This is a genomic window from Paenibacillus sp. FSL R5-0345 (assembly GCF_000758585.1).
In the GTDB taxonomy this organism is placed as follows: Bacteria; Bacillota; Bacilli; order Paenibacillales; family Paenibacillaceae; genus Paenibacillus_AQ.
This window is the reverse complement of sequence record NZ_CP009281.1, coordinates 6,154,043-6,178,342: the sequence shown is the minus strand read 5'-3', so window position 1 is coordinate 6,178,342 and position 24,300 is coordinate 6,154,043. Positions and strand designations below refer to the sequence as shown.

The 24,300-nt window shown below is 45.8% G+C and carries 15 protein-coding genes, 1 tRNA gene and 3 rRNA genes; 18 read left to right on the top strand and 1 reads right to left on the bottom strand.

Going from position 1 to position 24,300, the window contains the following annotated elements; all coding sequences use genetic code 11:
- Positions 1-74: 74 nt before the first annotated feature.
- From R50345_RS27395 to R50345_RS27350, 10 genes are all read left to right on the top strand, one after another.
- Entirely contained in the window at positions 75-974 is a 900-nt protein-coding gene (locus tag R50345_RS27395) for a glycosyltransferase family 2 protein (protein WP_042132522.1), read from the top strand.
- Positions 971-2,377, top strand: coding sequence for an undecaprenyl-phosphate glucose phosphotransferase (locus R50345_RS27390; RefSeq protein ID WP_042131261.1), 1,407 nt, complete (start codon positions 971-973; stop codon positions 2,375-2,377). The genes R50345_RS27395 and R50345_RS27390 overlap by 4 nt, the downstream gene beginning before the upstream one ends.
- A 122-nt stretch (positions 2,378-2,499) precedes the next feature.
- Complete coding sequence (locus R50345_RS27385) at positions 2,500-3,366, top strand: phosphatidylinositol-specific phospholipase C/glycerophosphodiester phosphodiesterase family protein (RefSeq protein WP_042131259.1); 867 nt, start codon at positions 2,500-2,502, stop codon at positions 3,364-3,366.
- Positions 3,367-3,594: 228 nt separating this feature from the next.
- On the top strand, positions 3,595-4,314 hold the full coding sequence (locus tag R50345_RS27380; protein WP_231573963.1) for a heptaprenylglyceryl phosphate synthase: 720 nt from the start codon (positions 3,595-3,597) through the stop codon (positions 4,312-4,314).
- A gap of 160 nt (positions 4,315-4,474) precedes the next feature.
- Entirely contained in the window at positions 4,475-6,814 is a 2,340-nt protein-coding gene (gene pcrA, locus R50345_RS27375) for a DNA helicase PcrA (protein WP_042131257.1), read from the top strand.
- A 78-nt stretch (positions 6,815-6,892) separates the two neighbouring features.
- Positions 6,893-8,905, top strand: a complete 2,013-nt coding sequence (gene ligA, locus R50345_RS27370) for an NAD-dependent DNA ligase LigA (protein ID WP_042131256.1) — start codon at positions 6,893-6,895, stop codon at positions 8,903-8,905.
- 201 nt (positions 8,906-9,106) lie between these two features.
- Positions 9,107-9,814, top strand: a complete 708-nt coding sequence (locus tag R50345_RS27365; protein WP_042131255.1) for a response regulator transcription factor — start codon at positions 9,107-9,109, stop codon at positions 9,812-9,814.
- 19 nt (positions 9,815-9,833) lie between these two features.
- Complete coding sequence (locus R50345_RS27360; protein WP_042131254.1) at positions 9,834-10,946, top strand: sensor histidine kinase; 1,113 nt, start codon at positions 9,834-9,836, stop codon at positions 10,944-10,946.
- A 64-nt stretch (positions 10,947-11,010) separates the two neighbouring features.
- Entirely contained in the window at positions 11,011-11,610 is a 600-nt protein-coding gene (locus R50345_RS27355) for a hypothetical protein (RefSeq protein WP_042131253.1), read from the top strand.
- The gene (locus R50345_RS27350) at positions 11,607-13,514 is read left to right on the top strand and encodes a transglycosylase domain-containing protein (RefSeq protein ID WP_081954206.1); all 1,908 of its coding nucleotides are present in this window, start codon (positions 11,607-11,609) and stop codon (positions 13,512-13,514) included. The genes R50345_RS27355 and R50345_RS27350 overlap by 4 nt, the downstream gene beginning before the upstream one ends.
- A 20-nt stretch (positions 13,515-13,534) precedes the next feature.
- On the opposite strand, the gene R50345_RS27345 is transcribed toward R50345_RS27350, so the two are convergent.
- Positions 13,535-14,791: an MFS transporter gene (locus R50345_RS27345; RefSeq protein ID WP_052414753.1), complete on the bottom strand. Its 1,257-nt coding sequence runs from the start codon at positions 14,789-14,791 to the stop codon at positions 13,535-13,537.
- Between the two features lie 414 nt (positions 14,792-15,205).
- Between R50345_RS27345 and R50345_RS27340 the strand changes: the two genes are divergently transcribed.
- The 8 genes from R50345_RS27340 (at position 15,206) to R50345_RS27305 (ending at position 24,289) form a co-directional block, all read left to right on the top strand.
- A 16S ribosomal RNA gene (locus R50345_RS27340) occupies positions 15,206-16,763 on the top strand.
- 101 nt (positions 16,764-16,864) lie between these two features.
- Positions 16,865-16,940 (top strand) — tRNA-Ala (locus R50345_RS27335).
- A 177-nt stretch (positions 16,941-17,117) separates the two neighbouring features.
- Positions 17,118-20,046, top strand: a 23S ribosomal RNA gene (locus tag R50345_RS27330).
- A gap of 133 nt (positions 20,047-20,179) precedes the next feature.
- A 5S ribosomal RNA gene (rrf, locus tag R50345_RS27325) occupies positions 20,180-20,296 on the top strand.
- Together the 16S, 23S and 5S rRNA genes with 1 tRNA gene alongside form the textbook arrangement of a ribosomal RNA operon.
- 420 nt (positions 20,297-20,716) lie before the next feature.
- Positions 20,717-21,889 (top strand): GNAT family N-acetyltransferase, encoded by a 1,173-nt coding sequence (locus R50345_RS27320; RefSeq protein WP_042131252.1) that lies wholly within the window; start codon positions 20,717-20,719, stop codon positions 21,887-21,889.
- Between the two features lie 290 nt (positions 21,890-22,179).
- Complete coding sequence (locus R50345_RS27315; RefSeq protein ID WP_042131251.1) at positions 22,180-22,641, top strand: CtsR family transcriptional regulator; 462 nt, start codon at positions 22,180-22,182, stop codon at positions 22,639-22,641.
- 30 nt (positions 22,642-22,671) lie between these two features.
- Entirely contained in the window at positions 22,672-23,196 is a 525-nt protein-coding gene (locus R50345_RS27310) for a protein-arginine kinase activator protein McsA (protein WP_042131250.1), read from the top strand.
- Positions 23,197-23,224: 28 nt separating this feature from the next.
- Positions 23,225-24,289 carry a protein-arginine kinase McsB gene (locus R50345_RS27305; protein ID WP_042131249.1) on the top strand — a complete coding sequence of 355 codons (1,065 nt, stop codon included), beginning with the start codon at positions 23,225-23,227 and terminating at the stop codon, positions 24,287-24,289.
- Positions 24,290-24,300 lie beyond the last annotated feature (11 nt).

The following is a 24,300-nucleotide window of genomic DNA, read 5'->3' as shown; positions in this document are numbered from 1 at the left end:
TTTGTCAGGAGCGTTACGTAGTGAATGTAGATGTAAGCATACTTATTGTCAATTACAACACTTGTCGCCTGACGATGGACTGTCTCAGGTCGGTGTATGACTCAGAAACGAACTATTCCTATGAGATTATTTTGATAGACAACAATTCCCGTGATGAATCAGTAGAGAAGATTAGTAGAGAGTTTCCAGGTGTAATGTTGATCGCCAATAACGACAATGTTGGTTTTGCCCGTGCTAATAATCAGGGGATGGAAGCTTCATCCGGACGGTATGTGCTTCTGCTCAACTCAGATACGGTAGTACGTAAGGATACGCTGGAGACAATGATCTCCTTTATGGACAGTCGACCCGATGTTGGGGCGTCAGGATGTAAGATTATTTTACCGGATGGTTCGCTGGATAAAGCGTGTAAGCGTGGATTCCCTACACCGTCAGCTTCCTTCTATTATGCTTTTGGATTTAGCAAACTATTTCCAGACCGCCCGAGGTTTAACGGTTACCAATTAGGTTATCTGGACCCGGATCTTGATTACCCGATAGATTGTCTGGTGGGTGCGTTTATGTTGCTGCGGCGGGAGACGATTGATCAGGTGGGCGGATTAGATGAAGAATTCTTTATGTACGGTGAGGATTTAGACTGGTGCTATCGAATTAAAGAGGCTGGTTGGGGGATTTATTATTATCCGAAGACCTCTATCGTACATCTTAAAGGCGGCAGCGCTAGACGTAGGCCGTTCAAGATCGTCTATGAATTCCACAGGGCAATGATTTTATTTCATCGTAAGCATTATAGTAAGAAGTACAACAGTATGATAAATGGAACAGTATATGCCGGCGTAGGTGTGAAGTTCGCACTTTCGCTTTTGCGGAATGCCTTAACCTCTCCTAAAACGGTCACATCGCCTGCTCAGAGTCTTAACTCTGCTAATGAAACAGGTGTACGTAACGAAAAGAATACTGAGGTGAATTTATGATTCGGCGTAATCAGAAATTTTTGACACAGCTCTATATGGTTGCTGACTTTATTGTCATCCAGCTGTCCTTTTTAGCGGCTTGGTGGATCAAGTTCAAGAGTGGATGGATGGAATCTTATAATACGCTGCCTGTAGAGTCGTACGCTTACTGGAGTATGATTTATGGCGGAATTGCAGTGTTAATCGGGATATTATTGTCACTGTATTTGCCTAAGCGGAAGAAACGTTTTGTCGATGAATTTATTAAGATCTTCCAAGTACACATCATGAGCATTTTCATCCTGCTCGGTCTGATGTTTTTTGTGAAAGAAATCGATATCTCTCGTACTTACCTTGCTATTTATATGGGATTTAATGTTTTTTCTATTATGCTGTACCGTTATGTGCTGAAGAAGATGCTGAAATCTTTTCGCGAAAAGGGCTTCAACCGACAGTTTGTACTTATCATCGGTGCAGGTACGTTAGGCAAAAGATTCTATAATAATTTAGAGCAATACCCTGAGCTCGGGTACGAAGCGATTGGTTTCTTGGATGACTATCACACTTGGGATGGAATTGAAGAACAACGCTATAAGCCGATCCTGGGAACAGTTGACCAGTTGTCCGGTATGCTAGAGATGTTGCCTGTGGATGAAGTTATACTTGCGTTGCCGCTCGATGCGCATTCGAAGTATCCTTCAATTATTGCAGCCTGTGAAAAAGCAGGCGTGCGCACATTAATTATCCCTGACTTTTTTGACTACTTACCAGCGCGGCCGTACTTTGATAACTTTGCAGGCATGCCAATGATTAATGTTCGTGATATTCCACTAGATATGACGGGTAATAAGATGGCAAAGCGATTGTTTGATATTGTGTTCTCCTTGTTCGCAATCATTATGATATCTCCTGTAATGCTCATCGTAGCCCTTGGTGTCCGACTTACTTCTCCGGGACCGATTATATTCCGGCAGGAACGAGTGGGATTAAATCGACGTAATTTTATGATGTATAAGTTCCGCTCGATGAAGATGCAGCAGGACGGCGAAGAGGATACAGGCTGGAGTACACCAGAAGATCCTCGTAGAACTAGATTTGGGACCTTTATCCGTAAGACAAGTCTGGATGAGCTTCCGCAATTTTTTAATGTGTTGCTGGGACATATGAGCGTGGTTGGACCTCGACCAGAACGCCCGTATTATGTGGAACAGTTCCGTGATGAAATTCCAAAGTATATGGTAAAACACCATGTACGCCCTGGAATCACAGGCTGGGCACAGAGCAATGGACTCCGCGGTGACACTTCCATCGAGGAGCGGATCAAACACGATATTTTCTACATTGAGAACTGGTCTTTACTGTTCGATATTCGAATTATTTTCAAAACGATTCGCAACGGCTTCGTCAACAAAAATGCTTATTGATTCCTGCACTGATTCAGATTTGCTAAAACTTTAATTGGATCCCCGTTTCTACCTATGGTAGAGCGGGGTATTGTTTTTCTATTGGTTTTATAATCTAAACTTCGCAAAGGAAACTCTCAACTATGGATAAAAAAAGGATTGTTGCAACCGTAATTGTAATTGGGGCTCTTATAACTCTACTTGTAATCGCTTTTAGTAATGAAGACGAGCAGCCTGTAAGCGGCTTTGAAGCTCACAAGGTCGTGGCACATGCCATGGGTGGCATTAACGGTCATACATACACCAATGCTTTTGAAGCGTTTGTAGCTAATTATGCACAAGGAACTCGCGTATTTGAAGTAGACTTGTTATTATCGGCTGATGATCAGCTAGTTGGTCGGCATGAGTGGTCAGGGAATATGAGTAAGCTCTTAGGACAGTTGGATGTGCTTCCTGCTAATAAACAAGGGGTTGTACTAGATTATAAAGAATTCATGGATAGTCCAATTCTGAATATCTACTCCCCAATCGATGTTGAGAGGTTGCTTGATCTGATGCAGCATTATCCAGATGCCTATATCGTGACGGATACGAAAGAGATCAAATCTGAACTTATAAATAAACAATTTACATTGTTGGTAGAAGCGGCGCAGCGCCGGGATCCAGCCATATTAGATCGAATTATTCCACAAATATACAATCAGACGATGCTTGATGATATCAATAAGGTTTATTCTTTTCCGGAAGTGCTTTACACCCTGTACCAGTCCAAGGATACGGATGAACAAGTTATTGAGTTTGTTAATAAAACAGGTGTGGATATTACCATGCCGGTTAGCCGGGCCAACAAGAGCTTTATTAAAAAGCTGAAGAAGGCTGGCGCTCGTGTATATGTTCATACAGTGAATGAAGAAGATGAAATTCGGGAGTTATCCCGTATGGGCGTGGATGGTTTTTACACTGATTTTGTGCCGGAAGAGGATTTGATTAACATCTCAGGTGTACGTTGAAATCTTTGACTACGTATTACCATTAATATATCTCTAAAAAGTGGTGCTTTCCATAGATGTGTATTCAGGTGCTTTGCGGGAGTTCCAAAATTTATATACGAAAAAATGTTCGCATTTTTGTTCGCTTTAAATTGACACACCTGCTGTGCTGGCATAGACTAGATCTATATCTTTTGCGGCGGCAGGAGTGTCTTTGTCTTGCCCAAATGACTATTAAGGATGATTCTCATGAAAGCAGTGCAGCAAATGATCAAACCTTGGCGGCATGTGTTTAAGCTAGACCCTGACCGGATGATTTCGGATGAGGATTTGGAGGCTGTTTGCTTATCAGGCACGGATGCCATACTGATAGGGGGCTCTACAGGAGTAACCTATGAGAATACAGTGGATCTCTTATCAAAAGTGAGGCATTTTGAGTTACCCTGTGCACTCGAGGTATCCGAACTTGAAGCTGCTGTACCCGGATTTGATCTTTATATGATTCCTATGGTGCTTAATACGCCTGATACAGCCTGGATTGTAGGCCATCATCGCCGAGCTATTGAACGCTATGGATTTATGATTCCATGGGATTCGCTTCTAACGGAAGGTTATATTGTGTTGAATAGTGACTCTTCAGTTGCACGGATAACAGGGGCTGAGACGGCCATTGATGCTGAAGAAGCGGCTGCATATGCCCAGGTTGCGGACAGGCTGATGTCACTGCCGATTGTTTATCTTGAATACAGCGGTAGGTTCGGGGATATGGAGACCGTGCGGACGGTGCGTGAAATGGTGGAGCAGGCTCAGCTTTTTTATGGAGGGGGCATTACTTGTGAGGCAGAGGCCGAGCAAGCAGCAGCTCTATGTGATACAGTAGTGGTCGGCAATATTATTTATAGCGATGTACAGCAGGCACTGCTAACAGTTGCGGCTGTGAAGAAGACAGTACAAGAGCAATTTGATTAAAATATAAGAAAGTATAAGTTTCACGTTATACATTATCTTTATATTTTTCGTATAAACACTTACCGTCCTTATAAGGACGTCGAAGGTGATTATGCTTAGTGGTTATTTTTAGGACTACTTTTGATGTGTGATTTTATATTTAGAAAGGAGCATGTTACACATGCAACTTATTAGCATACAAGACGCAGTAAGTCGACTGAATCCTCCACAAAGACAGGCTGTCGAAACTACTGAAGGACCACTTTTGATTATGGCTGGTGCGGGCAGTGGGAAGACGAGAGTGTTGACTCACAGAATTGCCTGGCTGATTGCCAATCGAAAGGCGCCGCCTTGGGCGATTTTGGCGATTACGTTTACGAATAAAGCTGCGCGGGAAATGCAGGAACGTGTATCTAAGCTTGTCGGACCTGAGGGAAGAGATATCTGGGTATCCACCTTTCACTCTATGTGTGTTCGGATTTTGCGGAAGGATATCGAGCGGATTGGTTTTACCTCCAACTTCTCCATTCTGGACTCTACAGATCAGCTATCCGTAATACGTAACTGTATGAAGGAACTGAATATTGATACGAAGAAATTCGAACCAAAAGCTGTGCAGGCCATCATTAGCGCATCGAAGAATGAGCTGATCACTCCGGCGCAGTATGAGCAGAAGGTTGGCGATTATTTTGAAGGCTTAGTTGCAAAGGTATATAAGATGTATCAAAGGCGTCTAAGAAGCAATAACTCGCTTGATTTTGATGATTTAATTATGAAGACCATTGAACTGTTTAAGGAAGTTCCCGAGGTCCTTGATTTCTACCAAAAGAAATTCAAATACATCCACGTGGATGAGTATCAGGATACGAACAGAGCACAGTATATGTTGTGCCGTATGCTCGCTGACAGCCACCACCGGATTTGTGTGGTAGGGGATAGTGATCAGTCGATTTATCGCTGGCGCGGAGCGGATATTACAAACATTCTTAATTTTGAAGAGGACTATCCAGAAGCGAAGACCATTCTTCTTGAGCAGAACTACCGTTCAACTGCTAATATCCTGAATGCAGCCAATGGTGTGATCGCACTCAATAGTGGACGTAAGCCGAAGAAGCTGTGGACCGATTCCGAGGAAGGCGCCAAGATTAAGGTGTACCGGGCGGACTCCGAGCATGATGAAGGTTACTTTGTAACCGGAGAAATCAGCAAAAATGTGAAACAGGGTCAGGCCTATCAGAATCATGCGATACTGTATCGTACAAATGCCCAGTCACGGGTAATCGAGGAAATTCTAATTAAATCTGATATTCCATATCAAATCGTAGGCGGGATTAAGTTCTATGATCGTAAAGAAATCAAGGATCTGCTCGCTTATTTACGCCTGCTGTCAAATCCTGATGATGATATCAGCCTGACGCGTATTATTAATGTACCTAAGCGGGGATTAGGGGATACAACGGTTGGCAAGCTGGCAGCTGCGGCTGCTGAGCGTGGTGTTTCTATTTTCCGCGTACTGCAAACTGTAGATGATTTGGGCTTTGCTGGGCGGACGCGGAATATGCTAGTAGAGTTCTACGATATGATTGAAGCTCTGCATCGTATGGTGGAGTTCTTGTCCGTAACCGAACTGACGGAAAAAATACTAGAGATGTCGCAGTATCGTTTGGAGCTGCAAAATGAAAACACACTCGAATCTCGCTCGCGACTAGAGAACATCGATGAGTTCCTGTCGGTGACGATGGAGTTTGAAAAGAATAACGAGGACAAGTCGCTTGTCTCCTTCCTCACGGATCTCGCGCTTATCGCAGATATTGATAGTGTAAATGATGATGAAGAGGACCGTAGTGACGCTGTAGTCCTGATGACGATGCACAGCGCCAAAGGTCTGGAGTTCCCAACGGTGTTTATTGTCGGGATGGAAGAAGGCGTGTTCCCGCACAGCCGTGCTTTCCAAGATAACGACGAGCTTGAAGAGGAACGCCGCCTTGCGTATGTAGGAATCACCCGCGCCGAGAAACAATTGTTTCTCTCTTGCGCGCGGATGCGTACGCTCTTTGGGCGGACGACGGCGAATCAGCCGTCCCGCTTCATTGAAGAGATTCCAGAGGAACTGAAGGAAGATACCGCTAAGACGCAGGACCGTTTCCAACGTGGAGGCTCGGAGGTAGGCGGTGCTTACGGTGGACGCGGCTTCAGTGGCGGCAGTCGTGGGAACTTCGGCGGCCGAAGTGGAGCCGCTGGTGCGGCACCGATTGGCAGCGGAGGCACAGCGTCCGCAGCGACAAGCAAAAGCAGCGTGACCGTAACCTCAGGAGGCGCTCAGCGCGCTACTGGATCAGGTGCTGCAGCAGCTGGCGAATACAAAGCGGGTGATAAGGTTTCGCACGGCAAATGGGGCACCGGTACCGTTGTGGCTGTTAAGGGCACCGGGAATGACACGGAGCTGCAGATTGCTTTCCCGGCACCAGTGGGTGTAAAACGACTGCTTGCAGGGTTTGCACCGATTACCAGGGTGGAATAATAGTAGGAAACGACTAATGAACAGATATTTAGACCACGCTAACCATTAGGAAACTTATTGACGGAGGGATGTACCTGCATGGATGCTATGCATGTGATGGAAGAGCTTGTTGCGGAGTTAAATAATTATAATTACCACTACTACACGCTGGATGCTCCGCTAGTCAGTGATAAGGAATACGATGTTTTATACGACAAGCTTGTAGCACTGGAGGCTGAGAGTGGCTTCGTACTACCGGATTCACCTACACAACGTGTAGGTGGAGAGCTGCTTAAGGGCTTCACGCCGCATCGGCATCTGGCTCCGCTTTGGAGTCTCGATAAAGCACAGAATATTGAACAGCTGCGGAGCTGGAATACGCGGGTACTCCGGTTAGTGTATGAGTACAATCTTAAGAATCCAGACAACCCTCTTCCTGATCCTTGTTATGCAGTAGAGCTGAAGTTCGATGGCTTAACGCTGAATTTAACCTATCGAAATGGCGTTCTTGAACAGGCATCGACGCGTGGTAATGGTGTCATTGGTGAAGGAATCCTTGCGCAGGTGAAGACCATTAAGTCTGTTCCATTAACGATTCCTTTTAAAGAAGGGGTCATTGAGGTTCAAGGTGAAGGGATTATGAATCTGTCTGTGCTAGCTGATTATAATACACGGGCTGCAGAGCCGCTGAAGAATGCGCGTAATGCAGCAGCAGGTGCACTGCGCAATCTAAATCCGAAGACTACTGCAGAACGTCGTTTAAATGCATATTTCTATAATGTAGGTTTTGCAGAAGGTGTAGAATTCGCCGATCATCAGGAGATGATGGATTTTCTGCGGAATAACAAATTCAAAGTAAATCCTTATTTGACTTACTGTAATGATTTCGATGATGTGACCGAACAGCTTGCTGGAATCGAGGAGAGTCGTTCGAGTCTTGATTACCTCATTGATGGAGCTGTAATCAAGGTGACTGATTTCCGTATTCGAGAAGTTCTTGGTTACACTGACAAGTTCCCCCGCTGGGCAGTGGCTTATAAATTTGAGGCTGAAGAAACAACGACCGTGCTTGAGTCTGTTAGCTGGAATGTAGGACGTACAGGCAAAGTGACTCCGCTGGCTCGTGTTGAAGCCGTAGAACTTGCTGGAGTTACCGTACAAAATTGCACATTAAATAATGTAGGCGATATTGAGCGCAAAAACTTGAAATTCGCCTTAGGCGCTCGAGTGTTTATTCGGCGTTCTAATGATGTTATCCCGGAAATTCTCGGTAAGGTAACAGAGGAGAATGACGGAGGAGAAATTATTTTTCCTGAGGACTGCCCGGCTTGCGGATATCCGCTAGAAATGCGCGGTGCGCATCTTTTCTGTAATAATAAGCTAAACTGTAGACCGCAAATTATTAGTCGGATCACCCATTTCGCTTCGCGTGATGCGATGGATATTGAGACGTTTAGTGAGAAGACGGCAGGTCAGCTCTACGACGAGCTTAATGTACATGACTCTGCGGATCTGTATGAATTGTCTTTTGAACAGCTTGTACAGTTGAACCGTTTTGGGGAGAAAAAAGCACAGAATTTGCTGCAAGCGTTAGAGGATAGTAAAGGGCGCGATCTCGCCTCATTCTTATTTGCGTTAGGAATCCCTAACACAGGTAAAGCAACAACCAAGATGCTGGCTGATCATTTCCGCGATCTGGATGCTGTAATGCAGGCTAAAGCCGAGGAACTCGCCGAGTTACCGGACATTGGTGGGATTGTCGCTGAGAGTATTGTTAATTTCTTCGCAGATCCTGTAGTCGTGGCAAATGTTGCTCGCTTGCGAGCTTTGGGCGTTGAAGCAAAGGCTCCTGAAGCACCGCGTCCTGTTAATACCGATTCCTTCTTTAGTGGAAAAACTGTAGTGTTGACCGGTTCATTACAAAAGCTTACACGTGACGAAGCGGCTGAGCGCTTAGAAGCGCTTGGAGCAAAGGTATCCGGAAGTGTATCCAAGAAGACCGATTTGGTTATTGCCGGAGAGAAGGCAGGCAGTAAACTGGCCAAGGCACAGCAGTTAGGCATTCAAGTCATTGAAGATGAGGATGAGCTGATTCGATTGCTGGAGATGTAAGCATATTTTCAATAGATCCTAAAAGGGTACCCGTTCCATTTCGTTTAAGTACGAGAGGAGCGGGTGCCCTTTTTTGCGTAACCTACTTTATTGTCATGCGATTGTAAGTACATGTTTCTATTTTCGAGGAAAATCGTTCGATTGATCTGCTAATATAGAAGCTATAGATATTATTACTATAATTGAAAGGAAACCCCTTCCGTGAAGAGAGAGACGATATTGTTAGTAGATGATGAGAAGGAAATAGTCGAGCTATTATCGATATACCTCTGTAATGAGGGTTATCGGCTGCTTAAAGCCTATGATGGAATGGAAGCGCTGGCGTGTCTGCAGAAGGAAGAAGTAGATTTAATCATTCTTGATGTCATGATGCCTAAGATGGATGGACTAGTTGCGTGTATGAAGATTCGTGAAGAGCGGAAGATGCCAATTATCATTCTTTCAGCCAAAAATACCGATATGGACAAAATCTCAGGACTCAGCATAGGAGCGGACGACTACGTGGGCAAGCCGTTTAATCCTTTGGAGATTGTAGCTAGAGTGAAGTCACAGCTACGTCGTTACCACGCCTTCAATAAAGAAAGTAATAGCTTGGGAACTGACAACAAACTGAGCTTTGAAGATTTAACTATAGATACGTCTAAGCATGAGGTACATATAGACCAGCAGAAGATTAAGCTGACTCCTCGGGAATTTTCTATTTTAGAGCTTTTGGCAAGGCACCAAGGTCAAGTGCTCAGCTTAGAGCAGATATACGATAAGGTTTGGAATGAACCATTTTTAGATGGGGGTAATACTGTTATGGTACATATTCGTAACCTCCGCGACAAAATCGAAGTGGATTCGAAGCGCCCGCGTTATATACAAACCGTCTGGGGAGTTGGGTATAAATTAGATGGACCTTCCTGAAAGGATTAGGTGAGGCTTCTTGAATTCCAAATATATAACTACGATTCGTTGGAAGTTTATATACGCCTTTTTGCTTAGTGTGCTTTCCGGTGGATTACTGCTGTTTGCAGGTTACCAGCTCGTTAATTTCATGATCTATTTGAATCCAGCGTCAGAGTCGGCTCCCTATTCACGTATCTTACGCTGGATCATTAATCATATTGGTTCTATGCCACTGCTGACCGCCGCTGGTATTATCAGCTTTTTGCTATTCTTTTTTATCTATACTCGTAAAGTAGTACTTTATCTGGAGGAGATCACCAAAGGGATTCGGGAAATCACAAGCTCTGGGATGTCGCACCGAATTGAAGTTAGAACCACGGACGAGCTGGGAGTGCTGGCTGAGAATATTAATGAAATGGCTGAACGTTTGCAGCACTCCGTGGAGGAGGAACGTAAAGCTGTGAACGCGAAAAATGATTTGATCACTGGTGTTTCACATGATTTAAGAACCCCGCTTACCTCTGTCCTCGGTTTTCTGGAGTATATCGAGCAGGATCGATGTCAGGAAGAAGTAGAAATACGTTATTACGTGAGTATAGCCTACAACAAATCGCTTGTGCTGCGTAAACTGATCGACGATCTTTTTGAATATACACGTGTTAATAGTGGAGAATACCCTCTGGTTCTGGAGAGATTAGATTTAAAAGCCTTTATACGGCAGTTAGCGGAGGAATCCGTTCCCGAACTAACAAAGGCTGAAATGACCTATGAGATCGATGACCAAGCAGATGAGTTATGGATAGAAGCTTCCCCTAAAGAGTTAGTTCGTGCTTATGAGAATTTGATTACGAACGCGATCCGTTACGGTAGAAGCGGCGGAAAAGTGGAGATTGGTTTCAGTAAAAAGGGGAATGAAGCGGTTGTTCGCATTAGTAACTTTGGAGAGATGATTGCAGAGAGTGATATCCCTTATATTTTTGAACGATTCTATCGGGCAGAGAAGTCCCGTTCACAGCATACAGGTGGTTCGGGCCTAGGTCTTGCCATTTCAAAAAGTATCATTGAACGCCATAATGGCGTTATTTATGTAGAAAGCTCCCCCCTTCGAACGGATTTTATTACCCATTTCCCATTCTTCAGAGAATCTTAAGAAAACTCTTGGCGGGTTCTTAAGATTTGGAAGATATCCTTGTGAGCACAAGGAGGGGATTACTATGCACAAACTTCAGACGATTCGTATCCACTATCTTTATATTTTTATAGGGACTGCTCTTTTGAGTGCTGCCTTTCTTTTTGTTGTCCAGCGGGGTGTTGCTTTGCTGTACGCTCATTATTCGGGGCAATCAGATGCTTTTTTTATCCGTCTTACCCACTGGGTTATCAATCATATTGGAAAAATCCCCTGTGCTGTTATTCTATTTGTTCTGCTCTTCAGCGGTCTGTTTATTCTACGTTCACAGAAAATTTCCGATGATTTGCACACCGTATTGGTTGGGACCTCAGAGATGGCAGACAAGGGAGCAACAACAGAAATTAAGGTCCTCTCTGGAGGAGAATTAGGCCAAATCGCCGCTAACCTGAATCGTATGCAAAGAATTGAAGTTCCGAATAGAGGTTTAGCACCAGAAAAGATGCAAGATACACCAGCTGTAGCTTTATTGATTAGAACTCGGGCAATTCTCCGTACTCTCCGTGAGGTAAAAGAGGCTGACATTACAGATGATGGGGCGGAAGTACACGCACTTCTTGAAGCGGCAAATGTTGAAGCCCGAAGTATGGAGCGGTTCCTAGAGAACCTGATTATAGAATCATGAGTGCCGTTACCGAAAAAAAACTAAGTGAAGTCCATTCAGACAAAGATGGCAGATGGATCGTGCGTACTCGGATACTCCGTCTAGGATATTTATTTTTTGATGCGAGTGTCATTGGAATAATAATAGCGCTTGTGGGTTTGCTTTACGTATTTCAATACGGCGGACAAGTGGTTAAACAACAAGAAGATAAACTTCAACTGCCGGAATCGAGCATCATTAAGACCTCGGATGGGACGACATTACGGATGATCCCTTTACCGGGTTCTGGGTATAGACATCTAGCAGAGCTGGAGGAGATGCCTGCATTATTGATAAATACATTTTTAGCAGTGGAGGACCGTCGTTTCTATAGCCATCAGGGAATAGATTACAAAGGGATATCTCGCGCCTTTTTGAATAATGTTGTGGATATGGATCTCTCCGAGGGCGGAAGCAGCATCACTCAGCAGCTTGCTCGCAATCTTTATTTGAACAGGAACAAGAATGTGATACGCAAGCTAAACGAAGCTTCCATTGCGCTTGCTTTGGAGCGGCGGCTATCTAAACGTGAAATTCTGGGACTTTATCTCAATCAAATCTATATGGGACGAGGACAGTATGGAGTGAAAGCAGCTGCCGAGCGTTACTTCGGTGTATCTGATTTGAAAAAACTAGAGATATGGCAAATAGCGACCCTAGCGGGAATTCCTAAAGGACCGTCTATTTATAATCCGGTAGACAATAGTACATTATCCAAAACAAGAAGGGATCTAGTTCTACAGATCATGCTAGATCAAGGACTGATCACTACTGAACAAATGATGGAGGCCAGAGATAAACTGTATCAACCTCCGGTTGCGAACAAAGTAGAAGTCATTGGCGTGCATTATGTGGATGCTGCGCTTAAGGAAGCGTCTCAGATCACTGGGAAGTCTGTAGAAGAGCTTCGAACGGGAGGCTACACTATCGTTACAGGGTTGAATATTAAAGCGCAGCAGGCGCTTGAACAGGCTTTTCTTAAGGCGTCTTCTTTCCCGCCCGATGGAAAAGATCAACAGGTGGAAGCAGCTATGACCATCATTGATCATCGTACAGGTGAAGTGGTGGCACTTATTGGTGGGCGTGAGCAAAACGAGGGGAGCTTGAACAGAGCTACAATTGATGCGCGGCAGCCAGGCTCCAGCTTCAAGCCGATCATTGATTATGGACCCGCGCTAGAGAGCGGGAAGTATAGCCCAAATAGTATACTGTCTGATCATAAATATGCTTATGGCAACTATGTACCTGAGAATTTGAATGGTGTGTATCAAGGTCAAATTACAATGAGTAGAGCGCTGCAAAAATCCGTGAATGCGCCAGCCGTTTGGCTTTTGAAGCAGGTTGGAATCTCTTCTGCACGGCAATTTGCCGCGAAATTAGGAATAGTACTGACGGAAGAGGACAACCATTTATCAATAGCTTTAGGAGGGCTTCATAAAGGGGTATCTCCACTTAAAATGACACAGGCCTACGGTGTCTTTGCTAATGGAGGTAAATTCAATGAGGCTCATATGGTGCGCTCGATAACTAATGCAGGAGGGAAAGTCGTATATACACATCCCACTGTATCACGTCAGGTAATATCGCAACGAACAGCAGATGCAATGACGAATATGCTGCGTAGTGTTGTCAATGAAGGAACCGGCAAAAAGGCACAAATGAACAGACCCGTAGCAGGGAAAACCGGAACAACTCAATTGGACCTGCCAGGTGTGAGCAAGAAAGCAAATCGGGATCTATGGTTTGTTGGTTATACTTCGGAATGGACAGCTGCAGTGTGGATGGGGTTTGATCGTACAAATAAGGATAATTATATGACAGAGGGCAGCGGGAAGGCTGCCGCTCTATTTTCTACAGTGATGAGTAAAGCGCTAAGTAATTATTGATTCTATGATGTTATTGATGTTTATTGAGCGGCCCATTCTTCTAGTTTCTCATCTCTAGGAAGCAGGAGAGCGAGGAAACCGAGAAGAGGCAGGAAGCCACAAGCTATAAACACTTTTGAAATCCCAATGCTGTCAATCAGATTGCCGAGTACCAAGGAGCCAATTCCCCCGAGACCAAAAGCAAGACCGGTGATTAACCCTGAGACTGTTCCGATATTCCCTGGATAAAGCATCTGAGCATAGATTACAGTAACAGAGAAGCTGGACAAAAGGATGAAACCGCCAATCAGTAGGAGTATAGCGGCCCACATTTGGTTCACAAAGGGGAGAGCCAGCGCGAAGGGTACTGTTCCGACCATAGAGAGAAGAATGAGATTACGCCGTCCGAAGCGGTCCGCCAAGGGGCCTCCAAAGAATGTACCAATGGCACCAGCCGCTAAATACATGAAAATGTAGATTTGGGCTTTATCAAGTGTCATTTGGTATTTGTCCATTAAATAGAAAGCGTAGTAACTGCCGATAGAAGCGCCGTACCATGACCTTACAAAGACTAGGAAGACAAGGATAATTGTTGCTGTTCGAATACTTTTGCGGCGGGCAGGATCGATTGCACGAGCTGTTGATTTCTTATGAAATGTATATCCCGCATCCAGCATCTCCCGATACCAGCGAGCAACGTAAGTCTGGACGACGATACCGGCAGCTGCGACGATAGTGAAACCAAGTGCCCCAATCTGCCCAAAGGGGATGAATATCCATTTCGTGAGCATTGGACCTAAAGATTGCCCAGCATTACCGCCGACTTGAAAAATGGATTGCGAAAGGCCTTTCCGCTGCCCGGCAGCCATATGAGCTACACGCATGCCTTCCGGATGAAAAGTAGCTGATCCAAAGCCGATTAGCATGACGGAAAACAATACAAGGATATAGTTGTTGGCAAAAGCCAATAAAAGTACGCCTAAAAATGTGCTGCACATGCCTAGTGGTAATAATATAGGACGAGGCTTGCGGTCAGCAGCATACCCGATGACTGGTTGGATAACTGAGGACGTCATATTTAGGGCAAAGGAGATCCATCCGATCTGAGCAAAGGAGAGCAATAAGTTATCTTTGAGAATAGGGAAGATTGCAGGGATAACTGCCTGAATAGAATCATTAAATAAATGAACAAAGCTGACTGCCAGCAAAATCTTATAGATTGTTGCTTGCTGCAGATTACGCTGCTCCTTGTCCTTAGTGTTTGTTGGGGTCGCAGCACTAGATGGTTGGTTTTTCATTTAGACTCCTCTCTGTACGTATCATTCGAAGTTAATATATGGGATTGCGATAAGTTCTATTTAGCCACAGATAACGGATGATTGGAATCAATTTGTGTTGGTTTGTGCTGGTTTGAAAGTATTTATACGTCGATAATTTTTTATTTCAAAAAAAGCTTGCAAACATAAGAACCGCATGGTATATTATCTCTTGTGCTTATGACGCATCGAACAAATGAAACACAAACGATGAAAAAATAAGTTGACAAGAAATACGAAAACGTGATATACTCAAATTCCTGTGCAAGAGACATTGAATGTCGAAATGCTGGGAGCAAGTTCTTTGAAAACTGAACAAATGGAACGCGTTAATTTTTAAAAGATTCATTTAATGAATCGTCAGTTTCAAAATGAGCATATCGCTCTTTTCAATACTAATTGGAGAGTTTGATCCTGGCTCAGGACGAACGCTGGCGGCGTGCCTAATACATGCAAGTCGAGCGGAGTCATTTTGAAAGCTTGCTTTCAAAATGACTTAGCGGCGGACGGGTGAGTAACACGTAGGCAACCTGCCCCTTAGACTGGGATAACTACCGGAAACGGTAGCTAATACCGGATAATTTCTTTTTTCTCCTGAAGGAAGAATGAAAGACGGAGCAATCTGTCACTGAGGGATGGGCCTGCGGCGCATTAGCTAGTTGGTGGGGTAACGGCCCACCAAGGCGACGATGCGTAGCCGACCTGAGAGGGTGAACGGCCACACTGGGACTGAGACACGGCCCAGACTCCTACGGGAGGCAGCAGTAGGGAATCTTCCGCAATGGACGAAAGTCTGACGGAGCAACGCCGCGTGAGTGATGAAGGTTTTCGGATCGTAAAGCTCTGTTGCCAGGGAAGAACGTCCGGTAGAGTAACTGCTATCGGAGTGACGGTACCTGAGAAGAAAGCCCCGGCTAACTACGTGCCAGCAGCCGCGGTAATACGTAGGGGGCAAGCGTTGTCCGGAATTATTGGGCGTAAAGCGCGCGCAGGCGGTCATTTAAGTCTGGTGTTTAAACCTTGGGCTCAACCTAAGGTCGCACTGGAAACTGGGTGACTTGAGTACAGAAGAGGAAAGTGGAATTCCACGTGTAGCGGTGAAATGCGTAGATATGTGGAGGAACACCAGTGGCGAAGGCGACTTTCTGGGCTGTAACTGACGCTGAGGCGCGAAAGCGTGGGGAGCAAACAGGATTAGATACCCTGGTAGTCCACGCCGTAAACGATGAGTGCTAGGTGTTAGGGGTTTCGATACCCTTGGTGCCGAAGTTAACACAGTAAGCACTCCGCCTGGGGAGTACGGTCGCAAGACTGAAACTCAAAGGAATTGACGGGGACCCGCACAAGCAGTGGAGTATGTGGTTTAATTCGAAGCAACGCGAAGAACCTTACCAGGTCTTGACATCCCTCTGAATCTGCTAGAGATAGCAGCGGCCTTCGGGACAGAGGAGACAGGTGGTGCATGGTTGTCGTCAGCTCGTGTCGTGAGATGTTGGGTTAAGTCCCGCAACGAGCGCAACCCTTAACTTTAGTTGCCAGCAAGTAATGTTGGGCACTCTAGAGTGACTGCCGGTGACAAACCGGAGGAAGGTGGGGATGACGTCAAATCATCATGCCCCTTATGACCTGGGCTACACACGTACTACAATGGCCGGTACAACGGGAAGCGAAGCCGCGAGGTGGAGCCAATCCCATCAAAGCCGGTCTCAGTTCGGATTGCAGGCTGCAACTCGCCTGCATGAAGTCGGAATTGCTAGTAATCGCGGATCAGCATGCCGCGGTGAATACGTTCCCGGGTCTTGTACACACCGCCCGTCACACCACGAGAGTTTACAACACCCGAAGTCGGTGGGGTAACCCGCAAGGGAGCCAGCCGCCGAAGGTGGGGTAGATGATTGGGGTGAAGTCGTAACAAGGTAGCCGTATCGGAAGGTGCGGCTGGATCACCTCCTTTCTATGGAGAATCGTCTTCTGCAATGAAGACATTCAAATCGGAAGTTAAACTTCCAAAATTATTTAACGCGTATCCATTTGTTCGGTTTTGATGGAATTTGCGGGGCCATAGCTCAGCTGGGAGAGCGCCTGCCTTGCAAGCAGGAGGTCAGCGGTTCGATCCCGCTTGGCTCCACCAACAAACTTCATCTATTTGTTATGTCTAGAATAGTTTTATCTTGATCCTTGAAAACTGGATACCGAAACGAATTTGCGTTTTAGAACATCTTTTAGCAACTTGTGTGAACAAGTAAATGTTATTAGTGAGATGATTCCAAGAGAGATATCGTATGATATTTTCCTGCGGAAAAATCAAGGTTAAGCTAATAAGAGCACACGGAGGATGCCTAGGCGCCAGGAGCCGACGAAGGACGTGGCGAACAACGAAACTGCCTCGGGGAGCTGTAAGCAAGCTTTGATCCGGGGGTGTCCGAATGGGGAAACCCAGCTGTGGTAATTCGCAGTTACTCATACCTGAATACATAGGGTATGTAGAGGCAGACCAGGGGAACTGAAACATCTAAGTACCCTGAGGAAGAGAAAACAATAGTGATTCCGTCAGTAGCGGCGAGCGAACGCGGAACAGCCTAAACCTAAGAGCTTGCTCTTAGGGGTTGTGGGACGTCTCACATGGAGTTACAAAGGAATATGGTAGGTGAAGAGGTCTGGAAAGGCCCGCGATAGAGGTAAAAGCCCTGTAACCTAAACTGTGTTCTCTCCGAGACGGATCCCGAGTAGTGCGGGGCACGTGAAACCCCGTATGAATCCAGCAGGACCATCTGCTAAGGCTAAATACTACCTGGCGACCGATAGTGAAACAGTACCGTGAGGGAAAGGTGAAAAGCACCCCGGAAGGGGAGTGAAATAGAACCTGAAACCGTGTGCTTACAAAAAGTCAGAGCCCTATTAATGGGTGATGGCGTGCCTTTTGTAGAATGAACCGGCGAGTTACGTTTAACATGCAAGGTTAAGTCGAGAAGACGGAGCCGCAGCGAAAGCGAGTCTGAATAGGGCGATTGAGTATGTGGACGTAGACCCGAAACCGTGTGATCTACCCCTGTCCAGGGTGAAGGTGCGGTAACACGCACTGGAGGCCCGAACCCACGCACGTTGAAAAGTGCGGGGATGAGGTGGGGGTAGCGGAGAAATTCCAATCGAACTCGGAGATAGCTGGTTCTCCCCGAAATAGCTTTAGGGCTAGCCTCGGTATAAGAGTAGTGGAGGTAGAGCACTGATTGGGTGCGGGGTCCGCAAGGATTACCAAGCTCAGTCAAACTCCGAATGCCATATACTTATTGCCGGGAGTCAGACAGTGAGTGCTAAGATCCATTGTCAAAAGGGAAACAGCCCAGACCATCAGCTAAGGTCCCCAAGTGTGTGTTAAGTGGGAAAGGATGTGGAGTTGCACAGACAACCAGGATGTTGGCTTAGAAGCAGCCACCATTGAAAGAGTGCGTAATAGCTCACTGGTCGAGTGACTCTGCGCCGAAAATGTAACGGGGCTAAACACACCACCGAAGCTATGGCTAGATACGTATGTATCTGGGGTAGGGGAGCGTTGTATGTGGGTTGAAGGTGTACCGTAAGGAGCGCTGGACAGCATACAAGTGAGAATGCCGGTATGAGTAACGAAAAGATCAGTGAGAATCTGATCCGCCGAAAGCCCAAGGTTTCCTGAGGAAGGCTCGTCCGCTCAGGGTAAGTCGGGACCTAAGGCGAGGCCGAAAGGCGTAGTCGAAGGACAACAGTTTGAAATTACTGTACCACCGTAATCCGCTATGAGCGATGGGGTGACGCAGGAGGGTAGTGACGCGGACTGATGGATATGTCCGTCTAAGCAGTGAGGCTGATGTGTAGGCAAATCCGCACATCGTTAAGGCTGGGCTGTGATGGGGAGCGAAAATTGTAGTAGCGAAGGTCATGATCTCACACTGCCAAGAAAAGCCTCTAGCCAGGAGAAGGTGCCCGTACCGCAAACCGACACAGGTAGGCGAGAAGAGAATTCTAAGGCGCGCGGAAGAACTCTCGTTAAGGAACTCGGCAAAATGACCCCGTAACTTCGGGAGAAGGGGTGCCCCGGTAGTGTGAATAGCACGAGGGGGCCGCAGTGAAAAGGCCCAAGCGACTGTTTAGCAAAAACACAGGTCTGTGCGAAGCCGCAAGGCGAAGTATACGGGCTGACGCCTGCCCGGTGCTGGAAGGTTAAGGGGAGTGGTTAGGGGTAACCCGAAGCTATGAACCGAAGCCCCAGTAAACGGCGGCCGTAACTATAACGGTCCTAAGGTAGCGAAATTCCTTGTCAGGTAAATTCTGACCCGCACGAATGGCGTAACGACTTGGGCGCTGTCTCAACGAGAGATCCGGTGAAATTTTAATACCTGTGAAGATGCAGGTTACCCGCGACAAGACGGAAAGACCCCATGGAGCTTTACTGCAGCTTGATATTGAATTTGGGTACGATCTGTACAGGATAGGTGGGAGCCGTAGAAATCGGAGCGCAAGCTTCGGTGGAGGCGCCGTTGGGATACCACCCTGATCGTATCTAGGTTCTAACCTAGTGCCCTAATCGGGTACGGGGACCGTGTCAGGCGGGCAGTTTGACTGGGGCGGTCGCCTCCTAAAGAGTAACGGAGGCGTTCCAAGGTTCCCTCAGAATGGTTGGAAATCATTCGAAGAGTGCAAAGGCATAAGGGAGCTTGACTGCGAGACCTACAAGTCGAGCAGGGACGAAAGTCGGACTTAGTGATCCGGTGGTACCGCATGGAAGGGCCATCGCTCAACGGATAAAAGCTACCCTGGGGATAACAGGCTTATCTCCCCCAAGAGTCCACATCGACGGGGAGGTTTGGCACCTCGATGTCGGCTCATCGCATCCTGGGGCTGAAGTAGGTCCCAAGGGTTGGGCTGTTCGCCCATTAAAGCGGTACGCGAGCTGGGTTCAGAACGTCGTGAGACAGTTCGGTCCCTATCTGTCGTGGGCGCAGGAAATTTGAGAGGAGCTGTCCTTAGTACGAGAGGACCGGGATGGACGTACCGCTGGTGCACCAGTTGTTTCGCCAGAAGCATGGCTGGGTAGCTACGTACGGACGGGATAAGCGCTGAAAGCATCTAAGCGTGAAGCCCCCCTCAAGATGAGATTTCCCAATTAGTAAGACCCCTTGAAGACGACGAGGTAGATAGGTTGGAGGTGGAAGTGCAGTAATGCATGGAGCTGACCAATACTAATCGGTCGAGGGCTTATCCTATACTTAAAACGCAAATTCAATTCGGATTCAGTTTTCAGGCGATTAAGCCTGTAACCAATAAGCTGCATGTCCTTTATAAGGGCTGATATTTTCTCGCAGCGATTTCGAGAAGCGAAAGCTTCGAAAAATCATGTTTGGTGGCGATAGCGGAGGGGTTCCACGCGTACCCATCCCGAACACGACCGTTAAGCCCTCCAGCGCCGATGGTACTTGGACCGAAGGGTCCTGGGAGAGTAGGACGTTGCCAAGCACAATTAGACCACTGTTGAGTCATCGACAGTGGCTTTTTTGCGTTTATTATAGACTGTGGAAAACTTGTGGATAATTATTTGAATTTGCAGAAAAGTTACGCACATGTGGATAGATGATTGAAAGAGAAATAATCCCTAAATAGTGTGGATTAAATACATATTTATATGGATCTGTCAACAGAAAACCTAAGTAGTACACGGGTTGCTGTGGATATAGCCGGGATTATGTGGATAGAGCTATTGATAAGTGGATAACTATTTTAACTTGGATGTGACAAGATTTCAAGACTATTTTTAAAACTGCATAGAGCTGTGGATAACTAAAAATAAAGTTATAAATAATGCAATAGATTAGCGCACAATTGACGCTCTTGTTATACTTATCCTAAAAGTAATTTTATAAAGGATGAGGTGAGTTTGTGGTAATAAGACAGTTACGCCCAGATGAGTTCGATGCAAGCATGAACTTGTCTGAATATGCTTTTCAATACAAGTTACCTAGCGACAAACGGGAAAGTGCTCAAAGAAGTTTCAAGCCGGAACGGGTATGGGGTGCCTTTGAAGACGGGACACTCGAAGCAAAATTGACGCTTCTGCCATTCCAAGTGTACATACAAGGGAAAGTGGTGCCTATGGGTGGTATCGCTGGGGTAGCAACATGGCCAGAGAACCGCAGACAAGGGCATGTGGCAAAGCTTTTAACACATGCACTGCAAACGATGTATGAAGCGGGTCAAACGCTCTCTTTTCTGCATCCGTTCCTGATTCCCTTTTATCGTAAATTTGGTTGGGAAGTTTATTGTGAATATAAGAAATACTCCATTCCTGTAGCGAAGTTTCCCAAGAAGGTTGAAGTTGAGGGCAAAGTTAAACGGGACATTAAAGATATCGAAGTATTGGATAGCTTATACAATCAATTCGCTGTCAGATATAACGGGACACTTAAGCGTGATTTGGACTGGTGGGAGAATTCTGTATTAGATGACGAAGGAAAAAGTGCAGTGTTTTACTCTAAAAGTGGTGAACCAGAGGGATATGTGCTGTATAAGGTAGAGAACAGAGAACTGGTCATTGATGAATTTGTTTTTTTGAACGAACAAGCTCGGCAGGGGCTGTGGACATTTCTTGCGAACCATGATTCGATGGTGACCGGTGCATCGTTGAAGCTGGTGCCTTCGGACGACATGTTACCCTTCTTGCTGCCAGATCCGCGTATAGAACAGGAGAATTATCCTTATTTTATGGGTCGTATTGTGAATGCTAAGACATTCATTGAAGGTTATACCTTCAGAGGAAACAGCAGCCCAAAGAAACAGCTTATTTATATAGAAGATAAATACGCACCTTGGAATGATGGATTGTGGGAATGGAATATTTCTAATGAGGGATCGGCAACTTTTACACGCGGGGAAGGGAAACTGGCAGAAGCAGACTTAAACTGTGATATCGGCACATTGACGGCATTAATGCTTGGATATAAACGTCCGGCAGAGTTAGCTCGTTATGGATGCATCTCAGGTCATTCAGCTGCACTGGAATGGTTTGAAGAAATCTTACCGCAAGCACACACTGCATTATTTGATCATTTTTAAAATAAAAATTCGGGCTCTCCCCTTCGAAAGATGTTGGGAGGGCTCTTTATTTCCGAATACATTCGCTGAAAAAAGTGAAAAATAAGAGAATCCACTTGGAATTAGCACAGAATATGTTATAATATTAAAAAGTCAAAGAAAGTCAAAGTCAACGAAACTTAATGACATTGATCCGATCCTCTGAACACGTGGAATTATCCACAAATGTTTAAGTTCAATTAAAGACCATTGTCATTATGAATGCAAGTTGCAATCGGTATTATAAAGATTTAAGCACTGGAGGATGAGTGATGCGCAATATCTCTGATATTATCGAACAATATCTGAAGAATATTTTGCATGAAAGTCCCGAAGGTACGGTGGAAATCCAGCGAAATGACCTGGCGGACCAGTTCTCATGCGTACCGTCACAGATCAATTATGTCATCAGTACACGCTTTACTTTGGAAAAAGGTTATGTGGTGGAAAGTAAGCGTGGTGGCGGGGGATATATTCGTATTCAACGTTTTGAATTGCCACCAAACGTGGCACTGCATGCCCATTTAAACCATACTATAGGTGGCGGGATTGATCAGAACGCTGCTGAAGGGCTGATTTATCAGCTGGAGGAAGCCGGTTTTCTAAGTAAGCGTGAAGCGTGCCTTATGCGCGCTGCTGTTTCTCGGGAATGCCTAACGGTTAAGATTCCATACCGGGATGAGATTCGTGCCAAGATTATGAAGGCGATGTTAATCTCTTTGTTAGGCAAATAATTGTCAACCATAAGGGAGGGGCTTTCGCTTATGCAATGCCAGGAATGTGGCGTCAAGCCGGCAACACTCCACTTCACTAAGATCGTGAATGGAGAGAAGACGGAGTTTCATATCTGCGAGAGCTGTGCACGGGAGAAGGGGGAACTCATTCCCGGAACGGCTGGAGGGTTCTCGATCCACAGTCTGCTGTCAGGTCTGCTTGATCTAGAGGGTGCCGGCAAGGAGAAGTCGGCTGCAACGAAGACAACGCAGAGTCTGCAATGTGAGAATTGTGGGATGACGTACTCCCAGTTTAGCAAGTTAGGCCGTTTTGGCTGTAGCTCCTGTTATAAATATTTTAACAGCGCACTTGACCCGCTTTTTAAGCGAGTGCATGGTAGTACTTCACATGTAGGTAAGATTCCGAAACGTGCAGGAGCTCAGATTGTATTTAGACGCCAAATTGATGAACTCAAGAAGGAATTACAGCAGAGTATTACACAAGAAGAATTCGAGAAGGCAGCGGAGCTGCGGGATCAGATTCGTAAACTTGAAAAAGAAATAGCACAAGAGTAAAGTCTTTGATATATAGGGGGGATATGACATGTCAAGTCTCCGATTTACTGAACAAGCACTTAGTGATTGGATGCGCTCTGGAGGCAGCCACTCCGAGATTGTAATTAGCAGTCGTATGCGTATTGCCCGTAATCTAGAGCATCTTCCGTTTCCAATGCTGGCTTCCTTAGAGCAATCGGAAGAAGTGTTAGAGCTGTTGGCTCCTGTGTTTCATGAGGAAGCAGCTGCAGATTTCGGATCTTTTCAACTCCTAAAGCTTGATGAAGTGAATGAACTGGACAAAAAGGTACTGGTTGAGAAACACCTAATCAGTCCTAACTTGGCTAATGATTCGCGCAGCGCGGCTGTCTTGTTAAATGAAGATGAGTCGGTCAGCATCATGATTAACGAAGAGGACCATCTGCGAATCCAATGTCTGTTTCCTGGTCTTCAGGTTAGAGAAGCATGGGAACGTGCGACGGCGATCGATGATATATTTGAAGCAGCTGTCAATTACGCTTTTGATGATAAAAGAGGATACTTGACCAGTTGCCCCACTAATGTGGGTACAGGGCTTCGTGCCTCAGTAATGCTGCATCTGCCAGCACTTGTAATGACGCATCAGATCAATCGCATATTGTCTGCAGTGAACCAAGTAGGATTGACTGTAAGAGGAATTTACGGTGAGGGCAGCGAAGCAGTAGGGAACATCTTTCAAATTTCCAATCAGATCACCCTCGGTCAAACGGAGAGTGAAATTATTGAGAATCTTCACAGTGTAGTTACGCAGATCATAGAGCATGAGCGAAATGCACGTGAACGGTTGCTTGTTGATTCCGCACTGAGAATAACCGACCGAGTGAAGCGTTCTTATGGGATTTTATGTTATGCAGCTCTTATGGAGCTTAAAGAATCTGCACAACGACTGTCTGATGTGAGACTTGGGGTTGATCTTGGCATTCTGGAAGGTCTTTCGATTTCAGTGCTAAATGAACTTAACGTTAAGACACAGCCAGGATTTCTGCAAAAGATGTTCGGCGATGAGTTAAACGCCACTGAACGAGATATGTATCGGGCAAAACTGCTCCGAGAGACACTGGGAACACAACATTAATATAGATATTT

Coding starts and splice junctions, on each gene's coding strand:
- R50345_RS27310 (WP_042131250.1), top strand. CDS start 22,672: ATGCAATGCCAGGAATGTGGCGTCAAGCCGGCAACACTCCACTTCACT.
- R50345_RS27380 (WP_231573963.1), top strand. CDS start 3,595: ATGAAAGCAGTGCAGCAAATGATCAAACCTTGGCGGCATGTGTTTAAG.
- R50345_RS27390 (WP_042131261.1), top strand. CDS start 971: ATGATTCGGCGTAATCAGAAATTTTTGACACAGCTCTATATGGTTGCT.
- R50345_RS27395 (WP_042132522.1), top strand. CDS start 75: ATGGACTGTCTCAGGTCGGTGTATGACTCAGAAACGAACTATTCCTAT.
- R50345_RS27355 (WP_042131253.1), top strand. CDS start 11,011: ATGCACAAACTTCAGACGATTCGTATCCACTATCTTTATATTTTTATA.
- R50345_RS27350 (WP_081954206.1), top strand. CDS start 11,607: ATGAGTGCCGTTACCGAAAAAAAACTAAGTGAAGTCCATTCAGACAAA.
- R50345_RS27345 (WP_052414753.1), bottom strand. CDS start 14,791: ATGAAAAACCAACCATCTAGTGCTGCGACCCCAACAAACACTAAGGAC.
- ligA (WP_042131256.1), top strand. CDS start 6,893: ATGGATGCTATGCATGTGATGGAAGAGCTTGTTGCGGAGTTAAATAAT.
- R50345_RS27305 (WP_042131249.1), top strand. CDS start 23,225: ATGTCAAGTCTCCGATTTACTGAACAAGCACTTAGTGATTGGATGCGC.
- R50345_RS27315 (WP_042131251.1), top strand. CDS start 22,180: ATGCGCAATATCTCTGATATTATCGAACAATATCTGAAGAATATTTTG.
- R50345_RS27385 (WP_042131259.1), top strand. CDS start 2,500: ATGGATAAAAAAAGGATTGTTGCAACCGTAATTGTAATTGGGGCTCTT.
- pcrA (WP_042131257.1), top strand. CDS start 4,475: ATGCAACTTATTAGCATACAAGACGCAGTAAGTCGACTGAATCCTCCA.